Consider the following 25003-nt stretch of genomic DNA (forward strand, 5'->3'; position numbering starts at 1 on the left):
TCAGAGTTCGTCCCGATTCCGTTCATACCAGAACTCTTCGGGTTCCGGCTCTGCCTCGCTCCACTCCTCACCCAATGGCCCTGCAACTCTCCAGAAGGCATCGGTGACCAGCACTGACAATTTGCCCAAGGTTCGCAATCGCGCGACGAACACACGGGGCACTGGTGCCATACCCGGGGCAAGCAATCGGTCTTCAGATGCCGTAAACGCCGGTACGTACTTGAGCAGCGCACCATTGCGGCAGGACAGATAACAACTCTCGGCGTCAGGGGCATTCGCCCTGGCTACCGACACGTAGTCGTGAAGATCGTCCTTGGCAACGAAGTTACCCAAGAGTTCTTTATCTATCGCTTCAAAGCTGGACGTCGACGCAATGGCTTTATAGAACGCCTGCACAGCGGCGATTTTGTAGGTACTCAGTGTATTTTCAGGCGGTACATCAAACCCGGCATGATCAGCCCAGAACAACAATTCCAGGGTACTGGTACTTCCCGTACCCTGATCTTCCACCGGGTCGAGCGCGACGTACCCCGGCGTTTGCCCCGGCACCAGCACAGCGCCCAGGTACTGCTTGCCCTTGAACGGTGCAACCAAGCCTTGTGCATAGCGGGCCGCATCATCGGTGTAAGTAAACAGCGGGCCGCAGAACGAATGAAAATGCGGATCGTCGGCGAAAGCATGAGGCGCTTCATTCGGCTCCCAATGCTCAGTGACCCTCTCTTTCTTACCCCAGACCTCACTGGTCACCCGAATGTACAACTTCCCCGCGCCCGCAAGGCGGCGCACATAATCACGTACCGTAAGGGAGCCATCGAGCAATTGTGTGCGTTCGATATGTGCCTTGCTCGTCCATGGGTACAACGGCGCCGTTTTGGGAAACTCATACGTGAGCAGCGCACCGTCGCTGCACAACAGATACAGCGTCGGAGCACTGCCGTTACGTGCATAGGTGACAACGTTGAGTGCCTTGGCGATGTACTGGGGCGGGAAAAAACTGCGCGCCATTTCATCATTGCTACCGGCGATGGCCACGGTCGAAGCACAGAGATACAAACCATCAAACACATAGCCCTGTGGCAATTGGCCGTCGATAAAGACCTGTTTAAAATCAGCAAAGTCGTCTCTGACAAGCGCCAGGGTTGCCTTATAGAACGGTTTGTTAGCCGACTTGAGTACGTAACCGAAGGCCACTTCGGTTTGAGGCTTCCATAGGCGTTGAGCGTAACGAACGGCATCGACCGCCCGGGTGAAAATCGGGCTGCAGGGCGCGTCCATGAACACAGCGCGAATATCCCCAGGATGGGTTGGCGGTATATTCGCCACAAAATCCCCCACCAGCTTTCTGGGCGGGCCCCATACCCCATCGCCTTCTATCACGCTCAGATTGCCGGCTTTCACCACCTCGGTGATGAAGTCCTGCGGCGAGAGCGTGCCACTGCGAAGTTGCTGCTCAATACTGTTGTCACCGTAATCACCCTTGACCTTGTTAAGTGGCGCGAGACGATCCTTGAGTCGCTCCTCCTCGGCAGAGCCCGACAGGTGGTAACTGAGGATCGAGCCACTGGGGCCAAACACATATTCACGGTTAAGGTGGGCCTCACGACGCAACAGGTTTGACAATACCGCAGTCGGTATCATGGTTTTATAGATGGCTTTTTGGGCGACGGATAACAACAACGGCCCCTCTTGATCTATCAAAGAACGATAGCGCGCAACAATCGTACTGTTCTGAGGGTAAAGCGCTAAATCAGCAGCCCGATCCGGGTATATCCAGTGTAATGCCAACCCTTGAGGTGGAAGCGCCAGTGGTTCAGTCGAGACAAACAGACCATTTCCCAGCCTGAGTATCACCCCGGCAAAACGCCGATAGTATCCGTTGTTCACCCTGGCAGCTGCATAGCGGGCTGCATCGTCGGCACTCGCGAAGCAGGGGCTTAAACGCCGCGGTGTCAGGGTTGCGTAACTGCTCCAGCTAGGGGCGACCTGACCTTTTTTATCCCAGAACTGGCTGGTACGTACCACATGCAGCATTCCCTTCAGCGCCCACTCACTAAGGAAGCTCTGGGGTGTCTTCTCGCCGGAGTCCAATGCTTGCTGCGCCTGCGTCAGCAATGTATCTGCCGGGCCGCCACTTTTGACGTCAAGCCGCGGGGGCTCATACCGCAACAGCGCGCCATCAAGGGTGGAAAAGTACACCGACAGGTTGCTCGGGCCACTCCGAATAGCGGCAAAAAGAGCAGAGAACAATACTGTTGGCGTGACAAAAAACAGCGTCAACCAGGCGTTCGACGTATTTTGCCCGGCACGTGACCATTGCTGCGAGCGAAACAGCCCGTGCAATATAAAACCATCGGGTAGCTGGTAACCCCCCTCGGGCTTAAGTTCAAACAGGCTGTTGAGATTGAACAGTTCGCTCTCACTGACAACGCCCACTACCTCGCTGGCAATGTACTGCTCCTTGTCCCTATGCTTGAGGATGAAAGCAAAACAGGCCGCCTGCGCGAAGTTGCGCGCATGCACGCGTCCGTGCAGGTTACGGGCCGCCTCATCGGCACTGGCAAATACGGCACCGTAGGTGGTGTAGTCAGGTGGGCCCGATCTTGGTGCGTAGGAATAGTTAGGCGTCCAGTCGTTGTAGACCACCGAACGCTGGCCCCATAACGGGTTGCCCAGGATGATCTTGAAGTCCCCCGCCTCGGCCAGCCGCCGGACCCAGTCGGCCGGCCGGATCTGCCCGTTGTCTAGGCGCTTGCCGAGGCTGTTGTCGCCCGCCTGCGGGCCGATATTGGCCAGCAGCAACTGTTCCTGCGCCGAATGATTTGGGGTGTACTCCAACAAGCAATCACTGGCCCCCGACAGGTACGCCACACGACCGGCCGGAATGATCGAGTACATTTCATCATCGGAGAACACTTGCAGGTTGATCTGCGCCTCCTCATGCGTCCAGCCGCGCCGCGCAACCCAGGACGGGCTCACCATCGACAGAGCGGTATGGGAACCGTAGCGGGCATGCAACACATAAGGCTCCGGCGGGATCAACGGCCCGTTACCGTCGCGTGGAAAAAACAGAGTGAAGGCAAATGGGTTGGCCGCACTGGACACTGGCTCAGTGATAACAAAACGGCCGTCTTCGCCCTTGAGTATATAACCGCCGTAGTAGCCGCCACGCCAGTTGTTGATTTGCTCATGGGCATACACCGCGGCATCGCGCGCCGAGAGAAACGAACGGCTAAGGGTTGCCTTGTAAAACGACTCTATCAGGTTCGAGCGGTTATCTACCCTCCCGACCTTGCGCCACAATCCTCCGGCCTGCACCACCGAAAGGTCCGTCGCCGCAATAACCCTGCGCACGTAAGCCCGAGGGCTCAACGTACCGGTGAGCATGGCCGCCTGAGCACCGTTATCGTTTAGCTCGCCCGTGTCGGTTTCCCGCACCAGATCGGTGGTGTTCGTGGCTGCGGGCACCCTGAAGCTCAACAGCGATGAATCCGAGGCCAGCATGTACAGCGACAACCCACGCGCCGGGTTCTGGATGTCCTGGCTTGCGCGCGCTTGACGGGTGGCGGCCACCACCTGCGCCGGGGTGAAAAACGTACTGGCCAGCCAGGTTTCCCGGGCGGCAATTTCGCCGGTCTCATACCAACTGCTGAAGTAAATGGCTTCCAGCCGAAATTGCGAAGGCAAGCGCAGCTTGCCGTCTGGGCGTTTTGGAAACACCAGGTTTGGCGAAAACAGTGGATCACCCTTGGGCAGTGCCAACGTCGCAACATACGCGTCATCACGGGAGTGCTTGAGTACAAAGCCACACCGGCCGCCCTCGCTCCCCGCCAGCGAAAGTGCACGCAACACCGCAAGCTCAGGCCGTGAAAACACCTGAGTAAAAAAAGGTTGTTGCGGTGCAAGGGTCGCCGGCGTTCTGATCCGCCATGTGTTGCTTATACGCCCGCGAACGCCTCCCCATACCGGGTTGGCAATCACTGCCCACAACTCACCCGCCGCAGCCAGCAACCGGATGGGATGCTCGAAATCACTGCTGGTTTCACCCGGCCCGCCGCGCAGTTGCAGGTCCAGCGTTTTTTCAGCGATCGAGCCACTGCTGACATACTTGAGCAGCACATCATCTGGCCCGGACAAATAGTGGACTTTGGCGAACGTTCTTTTTTCAAAGCTGAAGAGTTGATCGGCACCGGAATAGAAGTTGTTGAACACCTGCACCTGGTCCGCCGTGAAGTGTGGAAGTGCGCGCTTGATGCCCTCAGCATCGGCGGGATGAGAGTGGTAAAAGGCCTCGGCCTGGTAATCATCAGGGGCGATGAACTTGCCCTCACTGTCACGGGCCAACATGCGCCCGTGATCAAATTGAACGCGCTCTCCTGCGATGGGATCTGTGGCGTAGAAGCGATTGCCGCGCTTGAAGATCACACCACCATACTCAATGTCACGACGCGGGCCGATCACCGCATGCGCCCAACGCGCCGCATCATCGGCGGTGATAAAGGCCGGACTGAACACCGGTAAGGGAATGCCAGAAAAGGGTCGCCAGTTCGCCTCGACCGTGCCGGTTTTGTCCCAGAGTTGGCTGCCCTTGCCGGGAGCGCTGGCCTTGAGCACCGTCAATTGTCCCGCCGCCGCCAGGCGCTGCACGAACTCACTCGGTTTGAGGCTGCCGGCGATCAAGGTCGAATCGATTTGGTTATCCACAATCGCGCCGTCAGGCTCAACACGATAAAGCTGCGCTTCAATAGCCGAGAATGAACAGGTGTAGCGCAACACCGCGCCATCTTCGGTGTTAAGAAATATCGACAGCCCGGACTGCTTGAGCAGTTCAGGCACCAATCGCCCCTGGTAAAGGTGCCGGACCAGTTCCGGGGGTGAAAAGAAATTGCGGTACAGCCATGGTTGCCGGGTCTGGGCCAATGCCGCATAGCCCGTCTTGCCCAGGCAAATACCGATCAAGTGAAAATGCGCAGGCAGGCGATGTTTGCCGTCCATGTCCTTGGGAAAAACCTCTTGCACCGAGGGCTGGCGGTCGACCGTGCCAGAAGGCTCGGTCACCCCATACAAGTCCTGGGTATCATGCTTGAGCAGGAACACATACTGGGCCGCCCCTGGCATAGCGGCCAAACGCGCCCGAGCGTGGCTGAGCGCATCGGTGAGGCTCGCCTGCACGGGGCCACAGGGCGGCAGCTCCTGGGTTTTGGTTTTGAAGGCCCGGTAGGGCGTCCATGTGTGGGGCACCTCTCCCGTAGAGCCGCCCCACACGGCGTTGGACACGACAATCGACAGCTGGCTGACGCTGGCGACTTTCTTGAATAGATTCTCTACCACACCGTCATAGCCTTCGGGCCTGCCGAACGGTTCCTTGTCCCGCAGCCACACGGCAAAACGCCGCTCGACCTCCGAACGGGTGGGGACGTGCTTGAACAACGAACCATCAGGGCCGGACACATAGAAGGCGCTGAAAAATACCGGATCCAGAATATTGCCGATCAAGTCAGGCTCGGAATAAAAGCTGTTCAGCGCCTTGATCTGACGATCTGAAAGCTCAGGGTTGTTGCTTTTGTACTGGGTGAAAAAGTCCGGGTGCGAGTGATAATCCGCCACGCACCGATAGCCCTCGGGATGCAGGAGCCGCTTATTACTGTCCTCGTTGAGAACCGTGCCCACATCAAAAAAATTCTCGCCGCCCTCAATGGGGTCGGTCGCGTAAAACAGATCGTCGGCCAGGCTTTGCATAATGACCCCGCCATACTCCTTGTCCTGCGCGCCACCCATCTGGTGATGGGCATACCGGGCCGCATCATCCATGCTGACAAACCCCGGCCCAACCGGGGGCAACTCCACCTCTGGCTTGGGGTCTGCCCCAAACCAGCCACGTTTGACTCGTGCCATCGCATCACCTTCCTATGACAGGCTTCATGGCGCCAGGATTGGCGGCCATAAAGCCCATCTTCGGCAATGGCAGGCGACCTGGGGTGCCAAATAGGCACCCCAACAAGTACGCCCTCACGCGATGCCCCGTTTTGAGGCTTGCCCTGCACGGGGCCGCTTTAGCGGCGCCACACTGGTGCGCCATGCGACAGCGACTGGCGCCTTAGCGCCCTGAAACCGGTACTGCACGGCGCAGGCACAGCCTTTGCAAAGCCCTGTGTATCTGCCCCACAACACTATCGGTTTACGGAGATCGCACCATGAAGCGTCGTAGCTTGATCAAGGCTTTCACTTTGTCGGCATCCATTGCCGCCATGGGTTTGACCTGGACCATCCAGGCCGCAGAGACCATCAAGGTCGGCATCCTGCACTCGCTGTCCGGCACCATGGCAATCTCCGAAACTTCGCTTAAAGACATGGCCTTGATGACCATCGACGAGATCAACGCCAAGGGCGGTGTGAACGGCAAGATGTTGGAGCCAGTGGTGGTGGACCCGGCGTCGAACTGGCCGCTGTTTGCCGAAAAAGGCCGGCAGTTGCTGACCCAGGACAAGGTTGCCGTGGTGTTTGGCTGCTGGACCTCGGTGTCACGTAAATCGGTATTGCCGGTGTTCGAAGAACTCAACGGTCTGCTGTTCTATCCGGTGCAATACGAAGGTGAAGAGATGTCGCCGAACGTGTTCTATACCGGTGCAGCGCCTAACCAGCAGGCGATCCCGGCCGTGGAATACCTGATGAGCGAAGAAGGTGGCGGCGCCAAGCGTTTCTTCCTGCTCGGTACCGATTATGTGTACCCACGCACCACCAACAAGATCCTGCGTTCGTTCCTGCATTCCAAAGGCGTAGCGGATAAAGATATTGAAGAGGTCTATACCCCGTTCGGCCATAGCGATTACCAGACCATCGTCGCCAACATCAAGAAGTTCTCGGCTGGCGGCAAAACCGCAGTGATCTCCACCGTGAATGGCGACTCCAACGTGCCGTTCTACAAAGAGCTGGCCAACCAGGGCTTGAAAGCCACCGACGTGCCAGTGGTGGCGTTCTCCGTGGGTGAAGAAGAACTGCGCGGCATCGACACCAAGCCACTGGTGGGCAACCTCGCGGCCTGGAACTACTTCCAGTCCGTGGAGAACCCGGTGAACAAGAAATTCGTTGCGGACTGGAAGGCCTACGCCAAAGCCCACAACCTGCCAGGCGCGGACAAAGCCGTGACCAACGACCCGATGGAAGCCACCTACGTAGGCATCCATATGTGGGCACAGGCGGTTGAGAAAGCCAAATCCACCGATGTCGACAAAGTCCGTGAAGCCATGGCCGGCCAGACCTTCGCCGCGCCGTCGGGCTTCACCCTGACCATGGACAAGACCAACCACCACCTGCACAAGCCGGTAATGATCGGCGAGATCCAGGCCGACGGGCAGTTCTCGGTGGTATGGCAGACCGAGAAGCCGATCCGCGCCCAACCGTGGAGCCCGTACATTCCGGGTAATGAAAAAAAGCCGGACTATGCCGTGAAGAGCAACTGATCCGAGGGGTGTCGGCCCTTAAGGCTGACACACACCCTGTGGGAGCTGGCTTGCCTGCGATGCAGACAACTGGGTGTATCTGATACACCGCCATCGCAGGCAAGCCAGCTCCCACATTTGTTCGAGCAAGGCCCAAGACTATGCCCACTGCCCTTTACCGCCTCATCCTCGCCGCCCTGCTGTTGCTGCCCTTTGCCGCACACGCCAGCGACGCCGAAGACTTCATCAACGCCAACCCGATGCAACAAGCCAAGCTGCTCCAGGACTGGGCCGCCCAGCCCGACCCGGCGCGCATCGAGCTGGTGGACGCGCTGCAACAAGGCCAACTTAACGTCAACGGCGAAACCAAAACCGTGCGCCTGAACAACCGCCTGCGCGGCTTGATCGACAACGTGCAAGCCAGCCAGCAACTGCTCGCCGCCGACCCCAAGGTGCGCCTCGCTGCTGCGCAAACCCTGCAAAAAAGCGCACAACCTGCGCAGCTCAAATTCCTTGACCAGCAAGTCGCCGCCGAGACCAACGAGGCCGTGCACACCGCGTTGAGCCTGGCCCTGGCCAACCTGCAACTGGTCGACCCCGACCCGGTCATTCGCCTCGCCGCCGTGCGCCTGCTAGGCAGTACCGGTGACCCGCTGGCGCGCACACGCCTTGAGGCGCTGCTGGCTCCCGGTGTCGAAACCGATGCCGCCGTGCACACCGCCGCCGAGACCAGCCTGGCTCAGGTCAAACGCAAATTGATGTTCGGCGAGATCCTCGGCCAGGCTTTCAGTGGCATGTCTTTGGGTTCGATCCTACTGCTCGCGGCCCTGGGCCTGGCGATCACCTTCGGCCTGCTTGGCGTGATCAACATGGCCCACGGCGAGATGCTGATGCTCGGCGCTTACTCCACGTATGTGGTGCAGTTGATGATGCAGCGCTACGTACCGTCGGCCATCGAGTTCTACCCGCTGATTGCGCTGCCGGTGGCTTTCTTTGTGACTGCCGCGATTGGCATGGCGCTGGAGCGCACGGTGATTCGCCACCTCTACGGGCGGCCGCTGGAAACCCTGCTGGCCACCTGGGGCATCAGCCTGATGCTGATCCAGCTGGTGCGCCTGGTGTTCGGTGCGCAGAACGTCGAAGTCGCCAACCCCGAATGGTTGTCCGGCGGCATTCAAGTGCTGCCCAACCTGGTGCTGCCGTACAACCGCATCGTGATCATCGCCTTTGCCCTGTGCGTGGTAGTGCTGACCTGGCTGCTGCTGAACAAGACGCGCCTGGGCCTCAACGTGCGCGCCGTCACCCAGAACCGCAACATGGCCGCCTGCTGCGGCGTGCCCACCGGGCGTGTGGACATGCTCGCCTTTGGCCTTGGCTCCGGTATCGCGGGCCTGGGTGGTGTGGCGCTGAGCCAGATCGGCAACGTCGGCCCGGACCTGGGCCAGAGCTACATCATCGACTCGTTCCTGGTGGTGGTGCTCGGCGGCGTCGGCCAGTTGGCCGGTAGCGTGATGGCCGCCTTCGGGCTGGGCATCGCCAACAAGATTCTTGAACCGCAGATCGGCGCCGTGCTCGGCAAGATCCTGATCCTCGCGCTGATCATTCTGTTTATCCAGAAACGCCCGCAAGGACTCTTTGCACTGAAAGGACGGGTGATCGACTGATGAACCAGCCATTGATGCTTACCGCCGCGCAAAAGGCCGGCCCCAAGATCACGATAGCGGTGGGTACGGTGATTTTGGTCCTGCTGCTGGCGCTGCCTTTGTGCTCGCTGCTGTCGCCGGCAAATCCGTTTTACGTCTCGGCCTACACCCTGACGCTGGTGGGCAAGATCCTCTGCTACGCCATCGTCGCCCTCGCGCTGGATCTGGTGTGGGGCTATGCGGGGATGTTGTCCCTCGGCCACGGTTTGTTCTTTGCCCTCGGCGGTTATGCGATGGGCATGTACCTGATGCGCCAGGCGTCCGGCGATGAGTTGCCGGCGTTCATGACCTTTTTGTCGTGGACCGAATTGCCGTGGTATTGGGTCGGCACCGAGCACTTCCTCTGGGCCATGTGCCTGGTGGTATTGGCACCCGGTTTATTGGCGTTGGTATTCGGGTTCTTCGCCTTTCGTTCGCGGATCAAGGGCGTGTATTTCTCGATCATGACCCAGGCGTTGACCTTTGCCGGGATGCTGCTGTTTTTCCGCAACGAAACCGGGTTTGGCGGCAATAACGGCTTCACAAACTTTCGCAGCATTCTGGGCTTTGGCATCACCGAGCCGGGCACGCGGGCGGTGCTGTTTGTGGCCACCGTACTGTTGCTGGTCGCCAGTTTGTACACCGGCTGGCGCCTGGCGCAGAGCAAGTTCGGCCGCGTGCTGACGGCATTGCGTGACGCCGAGAACCGCCTGATGTTCTGCGGCTACGACCCACGTGGCTTCAAGCTGTTTGTGTGGGTGTTGAGTGCAGTGCTGTGTGGTTTGGCAGGCGCGTTGTATGTGCCGCAAGTGGGCATCATCAACCCCAGCGAAATGTCGCCGACCAACTCCATCGAAGCCGCCGTGTGGGTGGCCCTGGGCGGGCGCGGCACCTTGATCGGGCCGTTGCTGGGCGCCGGTGTGGTCAATGGCATGAAGAGCTGGTTCACCGTGGCTTTCCCGGAATACTGGCTGTTCTTCCTTGGGGCGCTGTTCATCATCGTCACGCTGTACCTGCCCAAGGGCATCATCGGCCTGCTGAAGAAATGAGGAACGTCATGCTTGAACCTATTTTCGATGCAGGCAGCGGCCGCGATGCCATCGGTATCGGCCAGGCTGCCGGCAAGGGCCTGAACACCCGCCACGGCACCATCCTGACCCTGGAAGACATCAGCGTCAGCTTCGATGGCTTCAAGGCGCTCAATGACTTGAACCTGTATATCGGCGTCGGCGAGTTGCGCTGCATCATCGGCCCCAACGGCGCGGGCAAGACCACACTGATGGACGTGATCACCGGCAAGACCCGCCCCAGCCACGGCAAGGCCTGGTTTGGCGAAACTCTCGACTTGACCAGCATGAGCGAAGTGCAGATCGCCCAGGCCGGCATTGGCCGCAAGTTCCAGAAGCCCACGGTGTTCGAAGCCCTGAGCGTGTTCGAAAACCTGGAGCTGGCGCAAAAGACTGACAAGTCGGTATGGGCCAGCCTGCGCGCACGTCTGAGCGGTGAGCAGAAAGACCGCATAGAGGAAGTGCTCGATACCATCCGCCTGACCGCCTCGGCACAGCGCCCGGCGGGGTTGCTGTCCCACGGGCAGAAGCAGTTCCTGGAAATCGGCATGTTGCTGATGCAGGACCCGCAACTGTTGCTGCTGGATGAACCAGTGGCGGGCATGACCGACGCCGAAACCGAGTTCACCGCCGAGCTGTTCAAGCGCCTGGCGGGCAAGCATTCGCTGATGGTGGTGGAACACGACATGGGGTTTGTCGGTTCGATTGCCGACCACGTGACCGTGTTGCACCAGGGCAGCGTGCTGGCCGAAGGGTCGCTTGCACAGGTGCAGGAAAACGAGCGCGTTATCGAGGTTTACCTCGGTCGCTGACGCGCACCGCTTTATGTGGGAGCTGGCTTGCCTGCGATAGCGGTGAGCCTGATACACCGCCATCGCAGGCAAGCCAGCTCCCACATTTGATCCAGTTCCCTCAGTGGGGAATTGAGGAGGTTTTGAACATGCTGCAAGTCGACAAGCTGCACCAGTACTACGGTGGTAGCCACATCCTGCGCGGGCTCTCATTTGACGTGAAGATTGGCGAAGTCACCTGCCTGCTCGGCCGTAACGGCGTGGGCAAGACCACCTTGCTCAAATGCCTGATGGGTTTGCTGCCGGCCAAAGACGGCGCGGTGAATTGGGAAGGCAAGGCCATCACCGGCTTCAAGCCGCACCAGCGCGTGCATGCGGGCATCGCCTACGTGCCCCAGGGCCGGGAGATTTTCGGACGGCTGACGGTGGAAGAAAACCTGTTGATGGGGCTCTCGCGCTTCCCAGGCTCCGAAGCCAAGGAAGTCCCGGCGTTTATCTATGAACTGTTCCCCGTATTGCTGCAGATGAAACATCGGCGCGGTGGCGACCTGTCCGGCGGTCAACAGCAGCAGTTAGCAATTGGCCGCGCATTGGCCAGCCGCCCGCGCCTGTTGATTCTCGACGAGCCTACCGAGGGCATCCAGCCGTCAGTCATCAAGGAGATCGGTGCAGTGATCAAAAAGCTCGCGGCACGCGGTGATATGGCGATCCTTTTGGTGGAGCAGTTCTACGACTTTGCCGCCGAACTGGCCGACCAGTACCTGGTGATGTCTCGTGGTGAAATCGTGCAGCAGGGCCGAGGTGAAAATATGGAAAGCGAGGGTGTGCGCGGGCTGGTTACGATTTAATCTGTTGTGTCCTGACGATAAGTAAAAAAACATGAACCTGCCCGTTACCCCTGCCCTGTTCACCCCCAGCTGGCATGCCGAGCTGGAACTCGGCTACGCGCGCTTCGGCGACACCACGCGCCCGGTAATGCGCCGCCACCTCGGCCCGCTGCGGGTGCAAAAGCACTTGTACGCCGAAGGCCCCGAGGTGTGCCAGCACATCATCGTCCACCCGCCAGGCGGGATAGCCGGCGGGGACCGCCTGGACATCAGTGCACACGTGGGTGCAGGCGCATGGGCGCAACTGACCAGCCCCGGTGCGGCCAAGTGGTATCGCGCCAGCGGCCCGGCCTATCAAACACTCGACCTCACCGTGGAAGCTGGTGCGACCCTGGAATGGCTGCCCCAGGAAACCATCGTGTTCAGCGCTGCCCAGGCCGAACTCAGCACGCGCATCGACCTGCAAGGCGATGCCCGGCTGTTCTACTGGGACGTGATCGCCCTTGGCCGCCCGGCCAGTGGTGAACGTTTTGACCTGGGCCACTTTCAATCGCACCTGGATATTCGCCGCGACGGCCAGTTGCTCTGGCATGAGCGCCAGCGCATTGTAGGCGCCGACGGTTTGCTCGACTCACCCATCGGGCTGGACGGGCAACCGGTGTTTGCCACGCTGTTGCTGACCGGCGATATAGACCCTCAATTATTGGAAACCTGCCGCGCCCTGCCCCATGCGATTCGCGGCGACCTGACCCAACTGCCCGGCTTGCTGGTCGCCCGCTGCCTGGCCAGTGAGGCGCTGCTGGCGCGGGGTTGGCTGATTGATTTATGGAAATTGTTACGTCCGAGTGTGCTTGGGCGAGAAGCGGTTCCACCCAGAATCTGGAGCACATGAAGATCAACCTGTGGAACTGAGTTTATGTGGGAGCTGGCTTGCCTGCGATGGCGGTGTGCCTGATACACCGCTATCGCAGGCAAGCCAGCTCCCACACAAGCCTGTTTCCACAGGGGATCTGCGGTGTTTTTATGAATGCTGTTTGAAGGACCTTGAACCATGGATTTGACCCCACGGGAAAAAGACAAACTGCTGATCTTCACTGCTGGCCTGGTGGCCGAGCGCCGCTTGGCGCGGGGTGTGAAGCTCAACTACCCGGAAACCATCGCCTATATCTCGGCCGCGCTGATGGAAGGTGCCCGCGATGGCCGCACCGTGGCCGAGTTGATGCACTACGGCACCACCCTGCTCAGCCGCGAGCAAGTGATGGAAGGCATCCCGGAAATGATCCCGGATATCCAGGTGGAAGCCACCTTCCCCGATGGCACCAAGCTGGTGACCGTCCACCAGCCAATCGCGTGAGGCCCAGCCATGATTCGTGATGCTACCGAGCAAGACCTGCCGGCGATCCGCGACATCTACAACGATGCGGTGCTCAACACCACGGCCATCTGGAACGAGCAACCGGTGGACCTGGCCAACCGTCAGGCCTGGTTCGCTGCGCGTCAAACCCAGGGCTATCCGATTCTGGTGGCGGTGGAAAACGATGAAGTCACCGGCTACGCCTCATTCGGCGATTGGCGCCCGTTCGAAGGTTTTCGCTACAGCGTTGAGCACTCGGTGTACGTGCGCAATGACCAACGCGGCAAAGGCCTCGGCCCGCGACTGATGCAAGCGCTGATCGAGCGCGCCGCAACCTGCGGCAAGCACGTGATGGTCGCGGCTATCGAAAGCGGCAACCAGGCGTCTATTCGCCTGCATGAGCGCCTGGGTTTCATCACCACCGGGCAAATGCCGCAAGTGGGCATCAAGTTCGGCCGCTGGCTGGACCTGACCTTTATGCAACTGACGTTGAATCCGGGCGCCGAACCGCCCAAGGAGTGAGATCGATGAGCGCTACGCAACTGCGTCGAGTCAATGCTGAAAGTTTTGCCCACTACCGCCTGGGTTTGATTGAGCTGTTGCTGGACGCGGTAAAGCACGGCGCTTCAATCGGCTTTATGGCTGACTTCGATGACGCCCAGGCCCGCACCTATTTGAGCGGCGTGCAGGCAAGTATCGAAGAGGGCAGCCTGCTGCTGTGGGTGGTGGTACGCGATGAGCAAGTGATCGCCAGCGTGCAACTGGCGCTGTGCCTGAAAGCCAACGGCCTGAACCGCGCCGAAGTGCAAAAGTTGCTGGTACACAGCAGCGCCCGCCGCCATGGCCTGGGCCAACAGCTGATGAACAGCCTGGAACTCGCCGCGCGCCAGCACAAGCGCGGCCTGCTGTACCTGGACACCGAGGCCGGCTCCGGCGCCGAAGCCTTTTACCAGTCGCTGCGCTACACCAAGATAGGTGAGTTGCCCGACTACTGCCAAAGCCCGGACGGGCGCTACACCCCGACCGCCATCTATTTCAAGACCCTGGGGCAACCTGCATGATTCCTGGTGAATATCAGATCCAGCCTGGTGACATCGAACTCAACGTCGGCCGGCGCACCCTCACCCTCAGCGTAGCCAACAGCGGCGACCGGCCGATTCAGGTGGGCTCGCACTACCATTTTTTCGAGACCAACGATGCGCTGACCTTTGATCGCGCCGCCAGCCGTGGCATGCGTTTGAATATTCCGGCGGGCACGGCAGTGCGGTTTGAGCCAGGGCAAAGTCGCGAGATCGAGTTGGTGGATTTGAGCGGGGGGCGGCGGGTGTTCGGGTTTGCCGGACGGATCATGGGCGACCTTTAGGGCCTCATCGCAGGCAAGCCAGCTCCCACAGTTGGAATGCGTTCCCCTGTGGGAGCTGGCTTGCCTGCGATAGCGATATCACATTCAACACCTATTTTTCAGGGCATACACACATGAAGATCAGCCGCCAAGCCTACGCCGACATGTACGGCCCCACCGTCGGTGACAAGGTCCGCCTGGCCGACACCGACCTGTTCGTCGAAGTCGAACAGGACTTCACCGTCTACGGTGAAGAAGTCAAATTCGGCGGCGGCAAAGTTATCCGCGACGGCCAGGGCCAGAGCCAACTGCTCGCCCATGAAGTGGTCGACACCTTGATCACCAATGCGCTGATCATCGACCACTGGGGCATCGTGAAGGCCGACGTCGGCCTGAAAAACGGCCGCATTCATGCGATCGGCAAGGCCGGCAACCCGGATATCCAGCCCGGCGTGACCATGGCCATCGGCGCCAGCACCGAGGTGATTGCCGGTGAAGGCATGATCCTCACCGCCGGCGGCATCGACAGCCACGTGCACTTCATTTGCCCGCAGCAGATCGAAGAAGCGCTGACCAGCGGCGTCACCACCATGATCGGCGGCGGCACCGGCCCTGCGACCGGCACCAACGCCACCACCTGCACCTCCGGCCCGTGGCACCTGGCGCGCATGCTGCAAGCCAGCGATTCGTTCCCGATGAACATCGGTTTTACCGGCAAAGGCAATGCCAGCTTGCCGGAACCGTTGATCGAGCAGGTCAAGGCCGGGGCCATCGGTTTGAAGCTGCACGAAGACTGGGGCACCACGCCCGCCAGCATCGACAACTGCCTGAACGTGGCCGACCAGTACGACGTGCAGGTGGCGATCCACAGTGACACGCTCAACGAATCCGGCTTCGTCGAAACCACCCTGGCCGCGCTCAAGGGTCGCACCATCCACACCTACCACACCGAAGGTGCCGGTGGCGGCCACGCGCCGGACATCATCAAGGCCTGCGGCTTCGCCAACGTGCTGCCCAGTTCCACCAACCCGACGCGGCCGTTCACGCGCAACACCATCGATGAGCACCTGGACATGTTGATGGTCTGCCATCACCTGGACCCGAGCATCGCCGAAGATGTGGCCTTCGCCGAAAGCCGCATCCGCCGCGAGACCATTGCCGCCGAAGATATCCTGCACGATTTGGGCGCGTTCTCGATGATCAGCTCCGACAGCCAGGCCATGGGCCGTGTCGGCGAAGTGATCACGCGCACCTGGCAGACCGCTGACAAAATGAAAAAGCAGCGCGGCCCTTTGCCCGGCGACGGCCCGAGCAATGACAACTTCCGCGCCAAGCGCTATATCGCCAAGTACACCATCAACCCGGCGATTACCCACGGCGTCAGCCATATCGTCGGCTCGATCGAAGTGGGCAAGTGGGCCGACCTGGTGCTGTGGCGCCCGGCGTTTTTCGGCATCAAGCCGACCTTGATCCTCAAGGGCGGCGCGATTGCCTCAAGCCTGATGGGTGACGCCAACGCCTCGATCCCCACGCCGCAGCCGGTGCACTATCGCCCGATGTTCGCCAGCTTCGGCAGCTCGTTGCACGCCACCAGCCTGACCTTCATCAGCCAGGCCGCCCAGGACGCCGGGTTGCCCGAGGCCCTGGGGTTAAAAAAGCAGATTGCCGTGGTCAAGGGCTGCCGCGATGTGCAGAAAACCGACCTGATCCACAACGATTACCTGCCGGATATCGAGGTTGACCCGCAGACTTATCAGGTCAAGGCCGACGGCCAGTTGTTGTGGTGCGAACCGGCTGATGTATTGCCCATGGCCCAGCGCTACTTTTTGTTTTAGGTCGCACGGGGGCCGACACCCTCAGCCACGTCCAGCGGATGATCGAGCAACTCCTGACGGGTCAGCGTCTCGATCAGCGCGGCGTCTTTAATCTGCAATTGCAACTGCAGTTCGCCGGACCGATGCTTATAAAGTGCCTCGGTGATCGCGTTGGATTCAAACCTGCTCCGCAAGTCCGCCAGCTGATCGTGCAAGGGATGGCGCAGAGCGTCAAATTGCACGGCGTATTTACCGGTCAGGTAATCCTGCCAAAAGCCCCTGGACAGCAGCGCCTGAAGCTCTTGCGCGGAGTTATCCAGGGCTTTGATCGTGTCATAGGCAGTATCGAGCATCGATGCGGTCACGCCGCCCAAGTTGATATACCTGACCTGCTGCGGCTGCCCCGGTAGCTGGAGCCGATCCTTGAGGCCGTAACGATACGCCAGTCGAATTTCAACCTCTTCGGCCAGGCGCTGGGTATGGGGCACCTTATTGGCTACCGACACGCGGGGGTCATTGACGATGGCCTCGCTGCGCTGGATATCCGCCGACGCGATCTTGTCCACTTCGTGCAGGCGGAACAAACCTCTGGATAACCTTGCCAGTTGCACGCCCTGGGTCTGATCCGTGGCCTGCAAACGAGCCTTGTAGGCCATTGTGCGCACTTCCAGGTTGCTGAAGGAGAAAGCCGCAAGGTCGCAACATCCTGGCTCACCGGCCAGGTCGAGGAGTTCCTTGCGCAGGGTTTCCGATTCGACGGTGTCCTGGGTGATGCTTTCGATCACTTCCCAGACGCGGCGCTGCAAGTCGGCGTGGCCGGCACCCGCCGGTTCCAGACGCTCAAGGATGTCGAAAAACGGGGCAGCCCTCGGAGCGCGCTCCAACGCCACCCATAGGGGCCGTTTGCTACTCGCCTCTTGCGTGGACATGCCTTGGGCCCAACGCAGAAATGGATCCTGCGCGCCAGCTGTGGGAGCCACACGGTTAGGGGCAATATCAGCCGTCAACCGTAGCATGTTCGGAAGACCCTCAGACATCAGCCCAGCCTCCTCAAGGCGCCGGCTGTGTTCGCGGACTTGTTGCCGGGTTTGCTCGGTCAAAGGGTTCTCGCCGATATCCGTCACACGAGTCACGCGTTCCGTCTGCGCCAATTGCTCATCCAACGGTGCAATGACTGAGTCCGGGATAGTGGTAATACTGTTTTGGCTCAGATCTACCCATAGCAGGTTCGTTCGTTCAACCAACCCCGCAGGCCAGGTATCAATCCCTGTATTTTTCATCTGCAAGGTACGCAAATCCGTCATTTGGCTGAAATCCGGCGTCAGGCCGAGGGGGTTATCATTGAGCATCAAGTCACTGAGTGTCGCTCGCGAGGACAGTAAGGCAGCCGACTCGGCAGTCAATCGGATTCGGTTGTTTTGCAGCGACAAACGGGCCAACTCGTTCATATTCCCCACGGCAGGCGGCAACTCGAACAAATGGTTATCCGACATGTCCAGCCAGCGCACACCTTGGCAGTGCGCCAGGAAACCTTCTGGTGACGTACGCAGGTTCAGGCGGTTCAGTTTCAGTGACGTCGGGCGAATGAAATTCGCGCCAAGGTCGGGCAGGCTCGACAGGCGCAACCCACTGAGGTCCAGTTCGACGTCGATGAGTGTGGCGTCGTTGCTCAAAACGAGGGGATTACCCGCCCTCCAGCAGCTCATGATGCGTTGCCTGGCGCGATCACGATCGTTGAACTCCAGCAGGCGCTCATTTCGCCCGACGCGCTCGTTACTCTGACGCTCGTTGGAGAGGTTCCAGGCTTTTAACTGACGCTTGAACGCTTTGAATTCCTGCTCACGCTGGGCCAACTCTGCATCGGCGCGCTCGCCCAGCGCCCAAATCATCTTCCGAGAAGTTTGCACGCTGTTGTCGGGATAGAGTTCCTGCATGACCCTGAGCCTTGGATTACCACTGTAAAAGGCGCCATCAAGGGCGCCTTGCAAAAGTTCGGGCCGCGTGCGCGTCAAGGTCTCCCAGTAGCGATCGAACTGCTGCCAATAGTCGGCAGGAAACTTATTGTGCTCAAGCATGACGACGTTGTTTGTCCGAACGATCGCTTCAAGCTGCTCAGGCGGTGGTGTCAAATGCTGTGGTGGAACCTCCTGCAGGCGGTTTTCGGACAAATCGATACGTCTCAATCCAGTCAGTGCGGTTAATCCCGAGGGCCACTGCTCAATCTGCGTGTTACTGAGGTTCAACTCCACCAGATTTGGCATACCGCTGACATCGGGGGCAGCACCCAGCGGGTTGCTGCGCAGATCAAGCGTGACAAGGGCGCTGAGGTTGCTCAGCATACGGCTGGTTGGTGGAGTCAACTCAAGATTATTACCGGTCAGGTTCAACGAAGTCAGGTAGCGCATTTCACCGATAGCACTGGGTAACTCGGTAAGCCGGCAACCGATCAGGGCCAAATGCTTGACGTGGGTGAACGATGTAAGGAAAGCATCAGTCTTGCCGGTCCAGCCGCTACCGTAGATCTCAAGCCCCTCAACATGGCTGAAGTCGACGCTTAGCAGTGGTAGTTCCAGATCGCCCCTCATCATCAGCTTCAGGGGGCCTTCACTCATAAGCCGCCAGTGACTCTTGATCTCGCGCGCGATATCGGACGCACCGGGAAAATCGGCATCCCAACCATCAGCACGCGGCGGCCCACTGGCGTAAACCCAGGCATCCAACTCCCTCGTAAACGTTTTGAACTCAGCCTTCCAGTGTTTCAACCCACCCTCGACGTCGTCGCCCAAAGTGCGGACAAACGCATTGACTGCCTCCTCGTCCATCAAAGGGAACAGATCGGTGACCTGCTCGTGTACTAAATCGACATCGCTATCGACATCACTGGCCGCCTGTCGGCTGGACCCGCCGCCACCACCGAGTAATCTCAGCGTCGAATCAATCGTCGGTTTGCGCACCGGATGCTCCAGCAACACCGTGCGCAGCGGCTCACGAGGCAAAGGCGACTGCTGGATCGCTGTCTTCAACTGCTGTGCATCGGTGAACCCGAGGCTCTGGCGTTCGGCGGTGGACAACAGGTCCCAGGTTGCCCCAAAGAAGTCCCTGGGCATGGGCGCCTCGAATAAACCATTGTCCTTGAGCACCAGGGCCTTGGTGGTGGTTGAATCCGGGGAACCGATAGCATCCAGCAACGTGCCTTGGGCCGAGTAGTGACGCAACTCCACCCGCGTTCCACGCTGCCATCCAGGCAAGGTTTCCAAAGTGCGCAAGGCGAGGCGCTGGCTGTCGATGCTTGCCAGAGTGTCCAGGTGCAGGCCTTCATAGGCACGCGATACCCGGGTTTCCTGCTCAAGCCACCTCGCCTGCTCAATACGTTCCTGGGGCAGAAACCCGGTATCTCGAAAGGTGTGCAACTGTTCAACGCTCAGCCTTCTGAGCAACTCAGTAGCCATCGACGCTGGCAGCCTGGGGTAAGTCGCCATGAGCAGGCGCACATCAGGATCGTTCGTGGCATTCAAGGCTTGATAGCGCTCTTCGACCAGCGAGCCCTTAAAGGTATCGACGACATTGGCGATGTGTTCACGCAGCTTGCCGGCCCGCACCGCCAGCGACTCTTCGGCACTGCCAGGGATGTCCCGGAGCGTGGGGTCCACGCCTTGCAAGCTGAACAGCACCTCATTGAGCCACTCACCGCTCGCCAACTGGTTGTCACCGACCACCACTACGCGTTTGGGGGCAGCTGCGAAGGTCTCCTCCCACAAAATCCTGTTGTGGCTGTCCATGACCCGCAGCGGCGCATCAGGCAACATCCCTCGTCGACGCATGATTTGCAGCAGCAGCGTGAGGTCCGCCTGGGCATAGACGGCCGAGTCGCTGCTTCTCAATTGCTCGACAAACGTCGTCAGTGCCTGATGAGCCTTGAAGTGCTGGATCGTGTCATCCAACAACAAAGGCACCGGGTCATGCTCAACAAAGGTCTGGCGCAAGACGTCTTCCTCGACACCGCTGGCCATACGGGCTTGTTCCAGCGTCGCGGAGTCAAGCCCACGCTGTTCCAGCCCCAGGCGCCTCATCAGGGTCGGTTTGTCCCAGGTCAGCGGTTGCTCGATTTCATGGCTCCAGGCGCCAGCATGGTTATGCTCCAACTGCGGCTCATACGCATCAGGGCGGCTGGGGTGCTGGATGCGATACTGCCCAGTGACGGGGTCCTGCCCAACTCGATAGTGGTCACCCTCATGGTGCAAAATCAACTGGCCGTCGTGGGAGTAAAGGCCCAAAGCGTCTGGCTTGGCGCCTGTGGCCAGCTCGACAGGCACCTTATAGGGCGCAAGATCAGGCTTCCACAGGCGGATCTTGCCGCCGGGCAACGTGACGGCTTTGAGCCGTTCAATGAAGGGTGACACTGTGAAGCGCAACGCCACCGCCTGCGCCGCCAGAGTCGCCAGGTTTTCCACCACGTCGGTAACATGCGCCCAACCTGCCTCGCGGTCGCCTTCACTGAGTTCGACCGCACCCTCAAAGACCTCGTAAAGCAGCTGACCGGCCATCACCCCGGCCATCACCAGGCCCAAGGGTGGCACGGCCATCCCCACCAGGTTCAGGCCGAACATGCCGATACTCAGGTAATGGGCTGCACGCCTTGAACTCGATGCCTTGTCAGCAGCCTCAGTGCTCACGGCCTGGTGTTGGGCATCGTTAAACAGTCGCGTGCGCAGACTGGCATGGCGATACACCCACAAGTCCGCAGCCCGCCAGAGGCCAGCGATTTCGATGGCCTGAATATTGAATTCGGGGGCTTTTATCGGAACGCGTACGGTCGGTTGCGGCTCCCCCAGCGACGAGCCGGAGGAAAAGAATGGGGCCGTCAGTAAACGCCCCCATTCCGAACGCAGCGCCTGTGAACCGAACGGTTGCGGTGGCGCATCCACCACGAGTTCGGTCAGCCTGCGGTAGTAGTAAGCGCGATCCTTATAGGCTACAAACTGGGCAAAAAGCTGCTGGTATTGCGTGGTTTGTACCCCCTTGGAGCGGTCGGCACCCTCGCTGACGCTCGCGGTCAGGTGATCAGTCAATTCGTTGCGAAACTCATTAAACGTTTCATAACGCTTGATGGGGTGCTCGAGGTGGTCAGGAATATAGACGATAACCCAGCTCGAATAACGCTGCTTGGCGCATGGGGCGATGATCAGGCAGTCATGCAGGTGCAGGTTCATCAGGCTCAAGCAGCAGTAACCGACCGGCTGGTTGCCGATCACGATGTGCTTTTCGCCAGCCGTCACACGCATCAGCAACGTGTAATCGGTGGCACCGATATCACCCTTGAGCAAGGCCAGATACGCCGCCGCCTTGAAGGCATCTTTCTGATGGCGGATGAAGCGATCCCGAAACTCGGCACGGGACCGTACATCATCAGGTATCAACTGCGCCCTGAGGTGAGCCTGGTATTGACTCCCCAAATCGAGATCACGGCATAACTGGGCGAACTCATGAATTTTCAGGGTCGTGGTGTGGCGTTCAAAGTGCTCGCGAGTATCCGGCTCGGTGATAAATCCCGAAACGCTATCGTAAAAACCGTCCTCGGCCTCCCGCGCCTCAAAGTTGCCCAGGGCAGCCTTGAGCAAGGAGAACGTCTTGACCCTGGAACCGCCGGTTTTTTTGCCAAAGGCGTCTTCAACCGGAACATACAGGCGCAACCAGGTTTGATTGACGTCCAGCGCATAACCGGCAGCCTTTAATGCCGCTTCCAATAACGGCTGGGCGAATGCTTCCAGCGCCTGGACTTTGCTTAGGGATTTCTCCAGCTCATTCAGGGAGTGGCAACGGCTCTCCAACAGCGTCTTGAGCTGATCCTTCTGCGATTGAGACGTGGCGTCGTACCAAGAGGGGATATTCGCGGGGGTCTGTTTGAGGGCCTGGCGCCGCTCAGGTGAACTGCTGACCAGGCAGGACGGGATCGCCTGTTTGATTAATTCGTAGTGTTGTCCCTGTTCACCGGGCGGGAGCGTGGAGGAGGCAATAACCTGAAGTTCGAGCATGGGATGACAACCTTGTGGTGAGAAAGATTGTCATCCTATGCAGTGCGTTTTTTTGCTGGAGCTAACTATTTAGCAAGCTCGAAAACTCATCGGGTCAGCTCGTTCAGAAGTGCTCACGGGGGTCGAAAGCGGCCTTTTCAGCCAGCGCCTGCCACAATGCCTTGACCTCATCGTCTCCAGCCTTAGGCATCACAGCCTTGAGCTGGATAAACAGATAACCGCGTTGCCCGGCCTTGTTCAACAAGCCATGGCCCTTTGCGCGCATGCGTTGGCCGTTCTGGCTGCCGGCCGGCACCTTGAGGTTAATCTTGCCGGTAAGGGTCGGCACTGCGACTTCCGCGCCCAACGCCAGCTCCCACGGGGCCAGCGGCAGGTTGATGATCAGGTTTTCGCCATCCACCTCGAACTTGGCGTGCGGCGCAAACTTGATGATCAGGTACAGGTCGCCATTGGCACCACCGCCCACACCCGGTGCGCCCTGGCCCTTGAGGCGGATGCGCTCGCCATCGGCCACACCGGCCGGAATCTTCACATTCAGGCTCTTGACGGTATTGCTGACATGCCGGCCAGACGCATCGTATTGCGGCACCTGGAAGCTGATCTGCTTGGACTCGGTGGACAGCGTTTCCTCAAGGGAAACGCTCAGTTGCATCTCCACATCCTGGCCCTTGCGCCCGGTAGGACGGCGCTGGCCGCCGCCAAAGGCGTCGCCGCGCGCGCCGAAGATCGAGCTGAAGAAGTCCGAGAAGTCGCCCGTGTCCTGGCCACCGCCATAACCACCACGGCTCTGCCAGCCCGGTGGCCCCTGGAACGGCTGGCCATGCTGGCCGTATTTACGCAGCTCATCGTACTCGGCGCGTTTGTCGGCGCTTTTGAGCGCCTCATAGGCTTCGGACGCGTCCTTGAATTTCTCTTCGGCGTCCTTTTCCTTGCTCACGTCCGGGTGATACTTGCGTGCGAGCTTGCGATAGGCGGCCTTGATTTCCTTGTCATCGGCGCTCGGCTCGACACCCAGAATCTTGTAATAGTCTTTGAAATCCATCGGCGGTTCACCATCCTTAATCGAGATCGCACAGCCCGGGGCACAACGTGCGCTGCTTTGCACCTGTTGAGTGGTGTGGCCTGGGGGTGCGTCAAAGTGTTATCGGCGCTAGCCGTATGCAACAGATGTGGGGGCAAATACCCAACTTTCAAGCACGATTTAGCGGATAGTCGGCCTACGCATCTGCGCGCGAGTGACATACACTGCGCGGCCGTTTTTTAACCGGAACCTGGAAGACATGAACAACACATCCCCAGCCCGTGCCTGCGGCATCGACTTCGGCACGTCCAACTCCACCGTCGGCTGGATCCGCCCCGGCGAGGAGACGCTTATCGCGCTGGAGGACGACAAGATCACCCTGCCGTCGGTGGTGTTCTTCAACTTCGAGGAGCGCCGCCCGGTGTACGGTCGCCTGGCGCTGCACGAATACCTGGAAAACTACGAAGGCCGGCTGATGCGCTCGCTCAAGAGCCTGCTGGGTTCCAAGCTGATCAAGCACGACACCAGCGTGCTCGGCACGGCCATGCCGTTCACCGACCTGCTGGCGCTGTTTATCGGCCAGCTCAAGAGCCGCGCCGAAGCCAACGCCGGTCGCGAGTTCGAAGAAGTGGTGCTGGGCCGCCCGGTGTTCTTCGTCGATGACGACCCGATGGCCGACCAGGAAGCCGAAAACACGCTGGTGGATGTGGCGCGCAAGATCGGCTTCAAGGACATCTCGTTCCAGTACGAGCCGATTGCGGCCGCGTTTGACTATGAGTCCACCATCGAGAAAGAAGAGCTGGTGCTGATCGTCGACATCGGCGGCGGTACGTCTGACTTCTCGCTGGTGCGCCTGTCGCCGGACCGTCGTCACAACGACAACCGCCAAAGCGACATCCTCGCCACCGGCGGCGTGCACATCGGCGGTACCGACTTCGACAAACAGCTGAGCCTGCAAGGCATGATGCCGCTGTTCGGCTATGGCAGCCGCATGAAAAGCGGCGCCTACATGCCCACCAGCCACCACATGAACCTGGCCACCTGGCACACCATCAACTCGGTGTACTCGCAAAAATCCCAGCTGGCCTTGGGCAGCATGCGCTACGACATCGAAGACACCGGCGGCATCGACCGCTTGTTCAAGCTGATCGAACAGCGTGCCGGGCACTGGCTGGCCATGGAAGTGGAAGAAACCAAGATCCAGCTGACCCACGAAGACAGCCGCCACGTGGCCCTGGACCGCATCGAAAAAGGCCTGAGCGTCGACCTGAGCCGGGCATTGTTCGAGTCGTCCATCGACGCGTTGCTGGAGCGTGTGCGCAACAGCGTCACGCAACTGCTTAACGATGCCTCGGTGAGCGTGGCCCAGGTGGACACGGTGTTCTTCACCGGCGGCTCCAGCGGCATTCCGGCACTGCGCCACAGCATCTCGGCGATGCTGCCGAATGCACGGCATGTGGAAGGCAATATCTTCGGCAGTATCGGCAGCGGTCTGGCGATTGAGGCGAGCAAGCGCTACGGCGCAATGGAGTAGATCGTTCCCACGCTCCGCGTGGGAATGCATCCTGTGACGCTCCGCGTCACGACTTCAACAGCGGACGCAGAGCGTCCAGGGCAGCATTCCCACGCAGAGCGTG

Annotated in this window: 15 protein-coding genes; 12 read left to right on the forward strand and 3 right to left on the reverse strand. The window is 59.8% G+C overall.

Features of this window, described 5'->3' with window-relative positions; all coding sequences use genetic code 11:
• Positions 1–5892 (reverse strand): DUF4329 domain-containing protein, encoded by a 5892-nt coding sequence (locus tag AB4P96_RS28830; protein ID WP_395600355.1) that lies wholly within the window; start codon positions 5890–5892, stop codon positions 1–3.
• A 299-nt stretch (positions 5893–6191) separates the two neighbouring features.
• Here AB4P96_RS28830 and urtA point away from each other — a divergent pair, with 299 nt between their 5' ends.
• The 11 genes from urtA (at position 6192) to ureC (ending at position 16334) form a co-directional block, all read left to right on the forward strand.
• A complete protein-coding gene (urtA, locus tag AB4P96_RS28835; protein WP_395600356.1) occupies positions 6192–7457 on the forward strand; it encodes an urea ABC transporter substrate-binding protein in 1266 nt (421 codons plus the stop codon).
• A gap of 140 nt (positions 7458–7597) precedes the next feature.
• Complete coding sequence (gene urtB / locus AB4P96_RS28840) at positions 7598–9100, forward strand: urea ABC transporter permease subunit UrtB (RefSeq protein WP_099548121.1); 1503 nt, start codon at positions 7598–7600, stop codon at positions 9098–9100.
• Positions 9100–10167 carry an urea ABC transporter permease subunit UrtC gene (urtC, locus tag AB4P96_RS28845; protein ID WP_138450633.1) on the forward strand — a complete coding sequence of 356 codons (1068 nt, stop codon included), beginning with the start codon at positions 9100–9102 and terminating at the stop codon, positions 10165–10167. Before urtB ends, urtC begins: the two co-directional genes overlap by 1 nt.
• Positions 10164–10997, forward strand: a complete 834-nt coding sequence (urtD, locus tag AB4P96_RS28850) for an urea ABC transporter ATP-binding protein UrtD (protein WP_170040326.1) — start codon at positions 10164–10166, stop codon at positions 10995–10997. Before urtC ends, urtD begins: the two co-directional genes overlap by 4 nt.
• Before the next feature lie 128 nt (positions 10998–11125).
• Positions 11126–11824, forward strand: a complete 699-nt coding sequence (gene urtE, locus AB4P96_RS28855; RefSeq protein WP_065930636.1) for an urea ABC transporter ATP-binding subunit UrtE — start codon at positions 11126–11128, stop codon at positions 11822–11824.
• Positions 11825–11855: 31 nt separating this feature from the next.
• On the forward strand, positions 11856–12695 hold the full coding sequence (locus AB4P96_RS28860; RefSeq protein WP_099548119.1) for an urease accessory protein UreD: 840 nt from the start codon (positions 11856–11858) through the stop codon (positions 12693–12695).
• 159 nt (positions 12696–12854) lie between these two features.
• The gene (gene ureA, locus AB4P96_RS28865; protein ID WP_017136777.1) at positions 12855–13157 is read left to right on the forward strand and encodes an urease subunit gamma; all 303 of its coding nucleotides are present in this window, start codon (positions 12855–12857) and stop codon (positions 13155–13157) included.
• A gap of 9 nt (positions 13158–13166) precedes the next feature.
• Positions 13167–13679, forward strand: coding sequence for a GNAT family N-acetyltransferase (locus tag AB4P96_RS28870; RefSeq protein WP_017136778.1), 513 nt, complete (start codon positions 13167–13169; stop codon positions 13677–13679).
• Positions 13680–13684: 5 nt separating this feature from the next.
• A complete protein-coding gene (locus AB4P96_RS28875; RefSeq protein ID WP_099548118.1) occupies positions 13685–14218 on the forward strand; it encodes a GNAT family N-acetyltransferase in 534 nt (177 codons plus the stop codon).
• Positions 14215–14520: an urease subunit beta gene (locus tag AB4P96_RS28880; protein WP_099548117.1), complete on the forward strand. Its 306-nt coding sequence runs from the start codon at positions 14215–14217 to the stop codon at positions 14518–14520. Before AB4P96_RS28875 ends, AB4P96_RS28880 begins: the two co-directional genes overlap by 4 nt.
• Positions 14521–14633: 113 nt before the next feature.
• Positions 14634–16334, forward strand: a complete 1701-nt coding sequence (gene ureC / locus AB4P96_RS28885) for an urease subunit alpha (RefSeq protein WP_395600357.1) — start codon at positions 14634–14636, stop codon at positions 16332–16334.
• On the opposite strand, the gene AB4P96_RS28890 is transcribed toward ureC, so the two are convergent.
• Together AB4P96_RS28890 and AB4P96_RS28895 are read right to left on the reverse strand one after the other, a co-directional pair.
• Entirely contained in the window at positions 16331–22345 is a 6015-nt protein-coding gene (locus AB4P96_RS28890) for an NEL-type E3 ubiquitin ligase domain-containing protein (protein WP_395600358.1), read from the reverse strand. The genes ureC and AB4P96_RS28890 overlap by 4 nt on opposite strands.
• Before the next feature lie 103 nt (positions 22346–22448).
• Positions 22449–23387 (reverse strand): DnaJ C-terminal domain-containing protein, encoded by a 939-nt coding sequence (locus AB4P96_RS28895; protein ID WP_017136782.1) that lies wholly within the window; start codon positions 23385–23387, stop codon positions 22449–22451.
• Between the two features lie 238 nt (positions 23388–23625).
• Here AB4P96_RS28895 and AB4P96_RS28900 point away from each other — a divergent pair, with 238 nt between their 5' ends.
• Positions 23626–24900 (forward strand): Hsp70 family protein, encoded by a 1275-nt coding sequence (locus tag AB4P96_RS28900; protein WP_176991761.1) that lies wholly within the window; start codon positions 23626–23628, stop codon positions 24898–24900.
• Positions 24901–25003: the final 103 nt, after the last annotated feature.

The sequence above is a fragment of the Pseudomonas sp. B19125 genome (assembly GCF_044218855.1).
GTDB classification, from domain to species: domain Bacteria; phylum Pseudomonadota; class Gammaproteobacteria; order Pseudomonadales; family Pseudomonadaceae; genus Aquipseudomonas; species Aquipseudomonas edaphica.

What these genes read in the sequence shown, in the direction of transcription:
- AB4P96_RS28830 (WP_395600355.1), bottom strand. Translation starts at nt 5,892, where the DNA reads ATGGCACGAGTCAAACGTGGCTGGTTTGGGGCAGACCCCAAGCCAGAG.
- urtA (WP_395600356.1), top strand. Translation starts at nt 6,192, where the DNA reads ATGAAGCGTCGTAGCTTGATCAAGGCTTTCACTTTGTCGGCATCCATT.
- urtB (WP_099548121.1), top strand. Translation starts at nt 7,598, where the DNA reads ATGCCCACTGCCCTTTACCGCCTCATCCTCGCCGCCCTGCTGTTGCTG.
- urtC (WP_138450633.1), top strand. Translation starts at nt 9,100, where the DNA reads ATGAACCAGCCATTGATGCTTACCGCCGCGCAAAAGGCCGGCCCCAAG.
- urtD (WP_170040326.1), top strand. Translation starts at nt 10,164, where the DNA reads ATGAGGAACGTCATGCTTGAACCTATTTTCGATGCAGGCAGCGGCCGC.
- urtE (WP_065930636.1), top strand. Translation starts at nt 11,126, where the DNA reads ATGCTGCAAGTCGACAAGCTGCACCAGTACTACGGTGGTAGCCACATC.
- AB4P96_RS28860 (WP_099548119.1), top strand. Translation starts at nt 11,856, where the DNA reads ATGAACCTGCCCGTTACCCCTGCCCTGTTCACCCCCAGCTGGCATGCC.
- ureA (WP_017136777.1), top strand. Translation starts at nt 12,855, where the DNA reads ATGGATTTGACCCCACGGGAAAAAGACAAACTGCTGATCTTCACTGCT.
- AB4P96_RS28870 (WP_017136778.1), top strand. Translation starts at nt 13,167, where the DNA reads ATGATTCGTGATGCTACCGAGCAAGACCTGCCGGCGATCCGCGACATC.
- AB4P96_RS28875 (WP_099548118.1), top strand. Translation starts at nt 13,685, where the DNA reads ATGAGCGCTACGCAACTGCGTCGAGTCAATGCTGAAAGTTTTGCCCAC.
- AB4P96_RS28880 (WP_099548117.1), top strand. Translation starts at nt 14,215, where the DNA reads ATGATTCCTGGTGAATATCAGATCCAGCCTGGTGACATCGAACTCAAC.
- ureC (WP_395600357.1), top strand. Translation starts at nt 14,634, where the DNA reads ATGAAGATCAGCCGCCAAGCCTACGCCGACATGTACGGCCCCACCGTC.
- AB4P96_RS28890 (WP_395600358.1), bottom strand. Translation starts at nt 22,345, where the DNA reads ATGCTCGAACTTCAGGTTATTGCCTCCTCCACGCTCCCGCCCGGTGAA.
- AB4P96_RS28895 (WP_017136782.1), bottom strand. Translation starts at nt 23,387, where the DNA reads ATGGATTTCAAAGACTATTACAAGATTCTGGGTGTCGAGCCGAGCGCC.
- AB4P96_RS28900 (WP_176991761.1), top strand. Translation starts at nt 23,626, where the DNA reads ATGAACAACACATCCCCAGCCCGTGCCTGCGGCATCGACTTCGGCACG.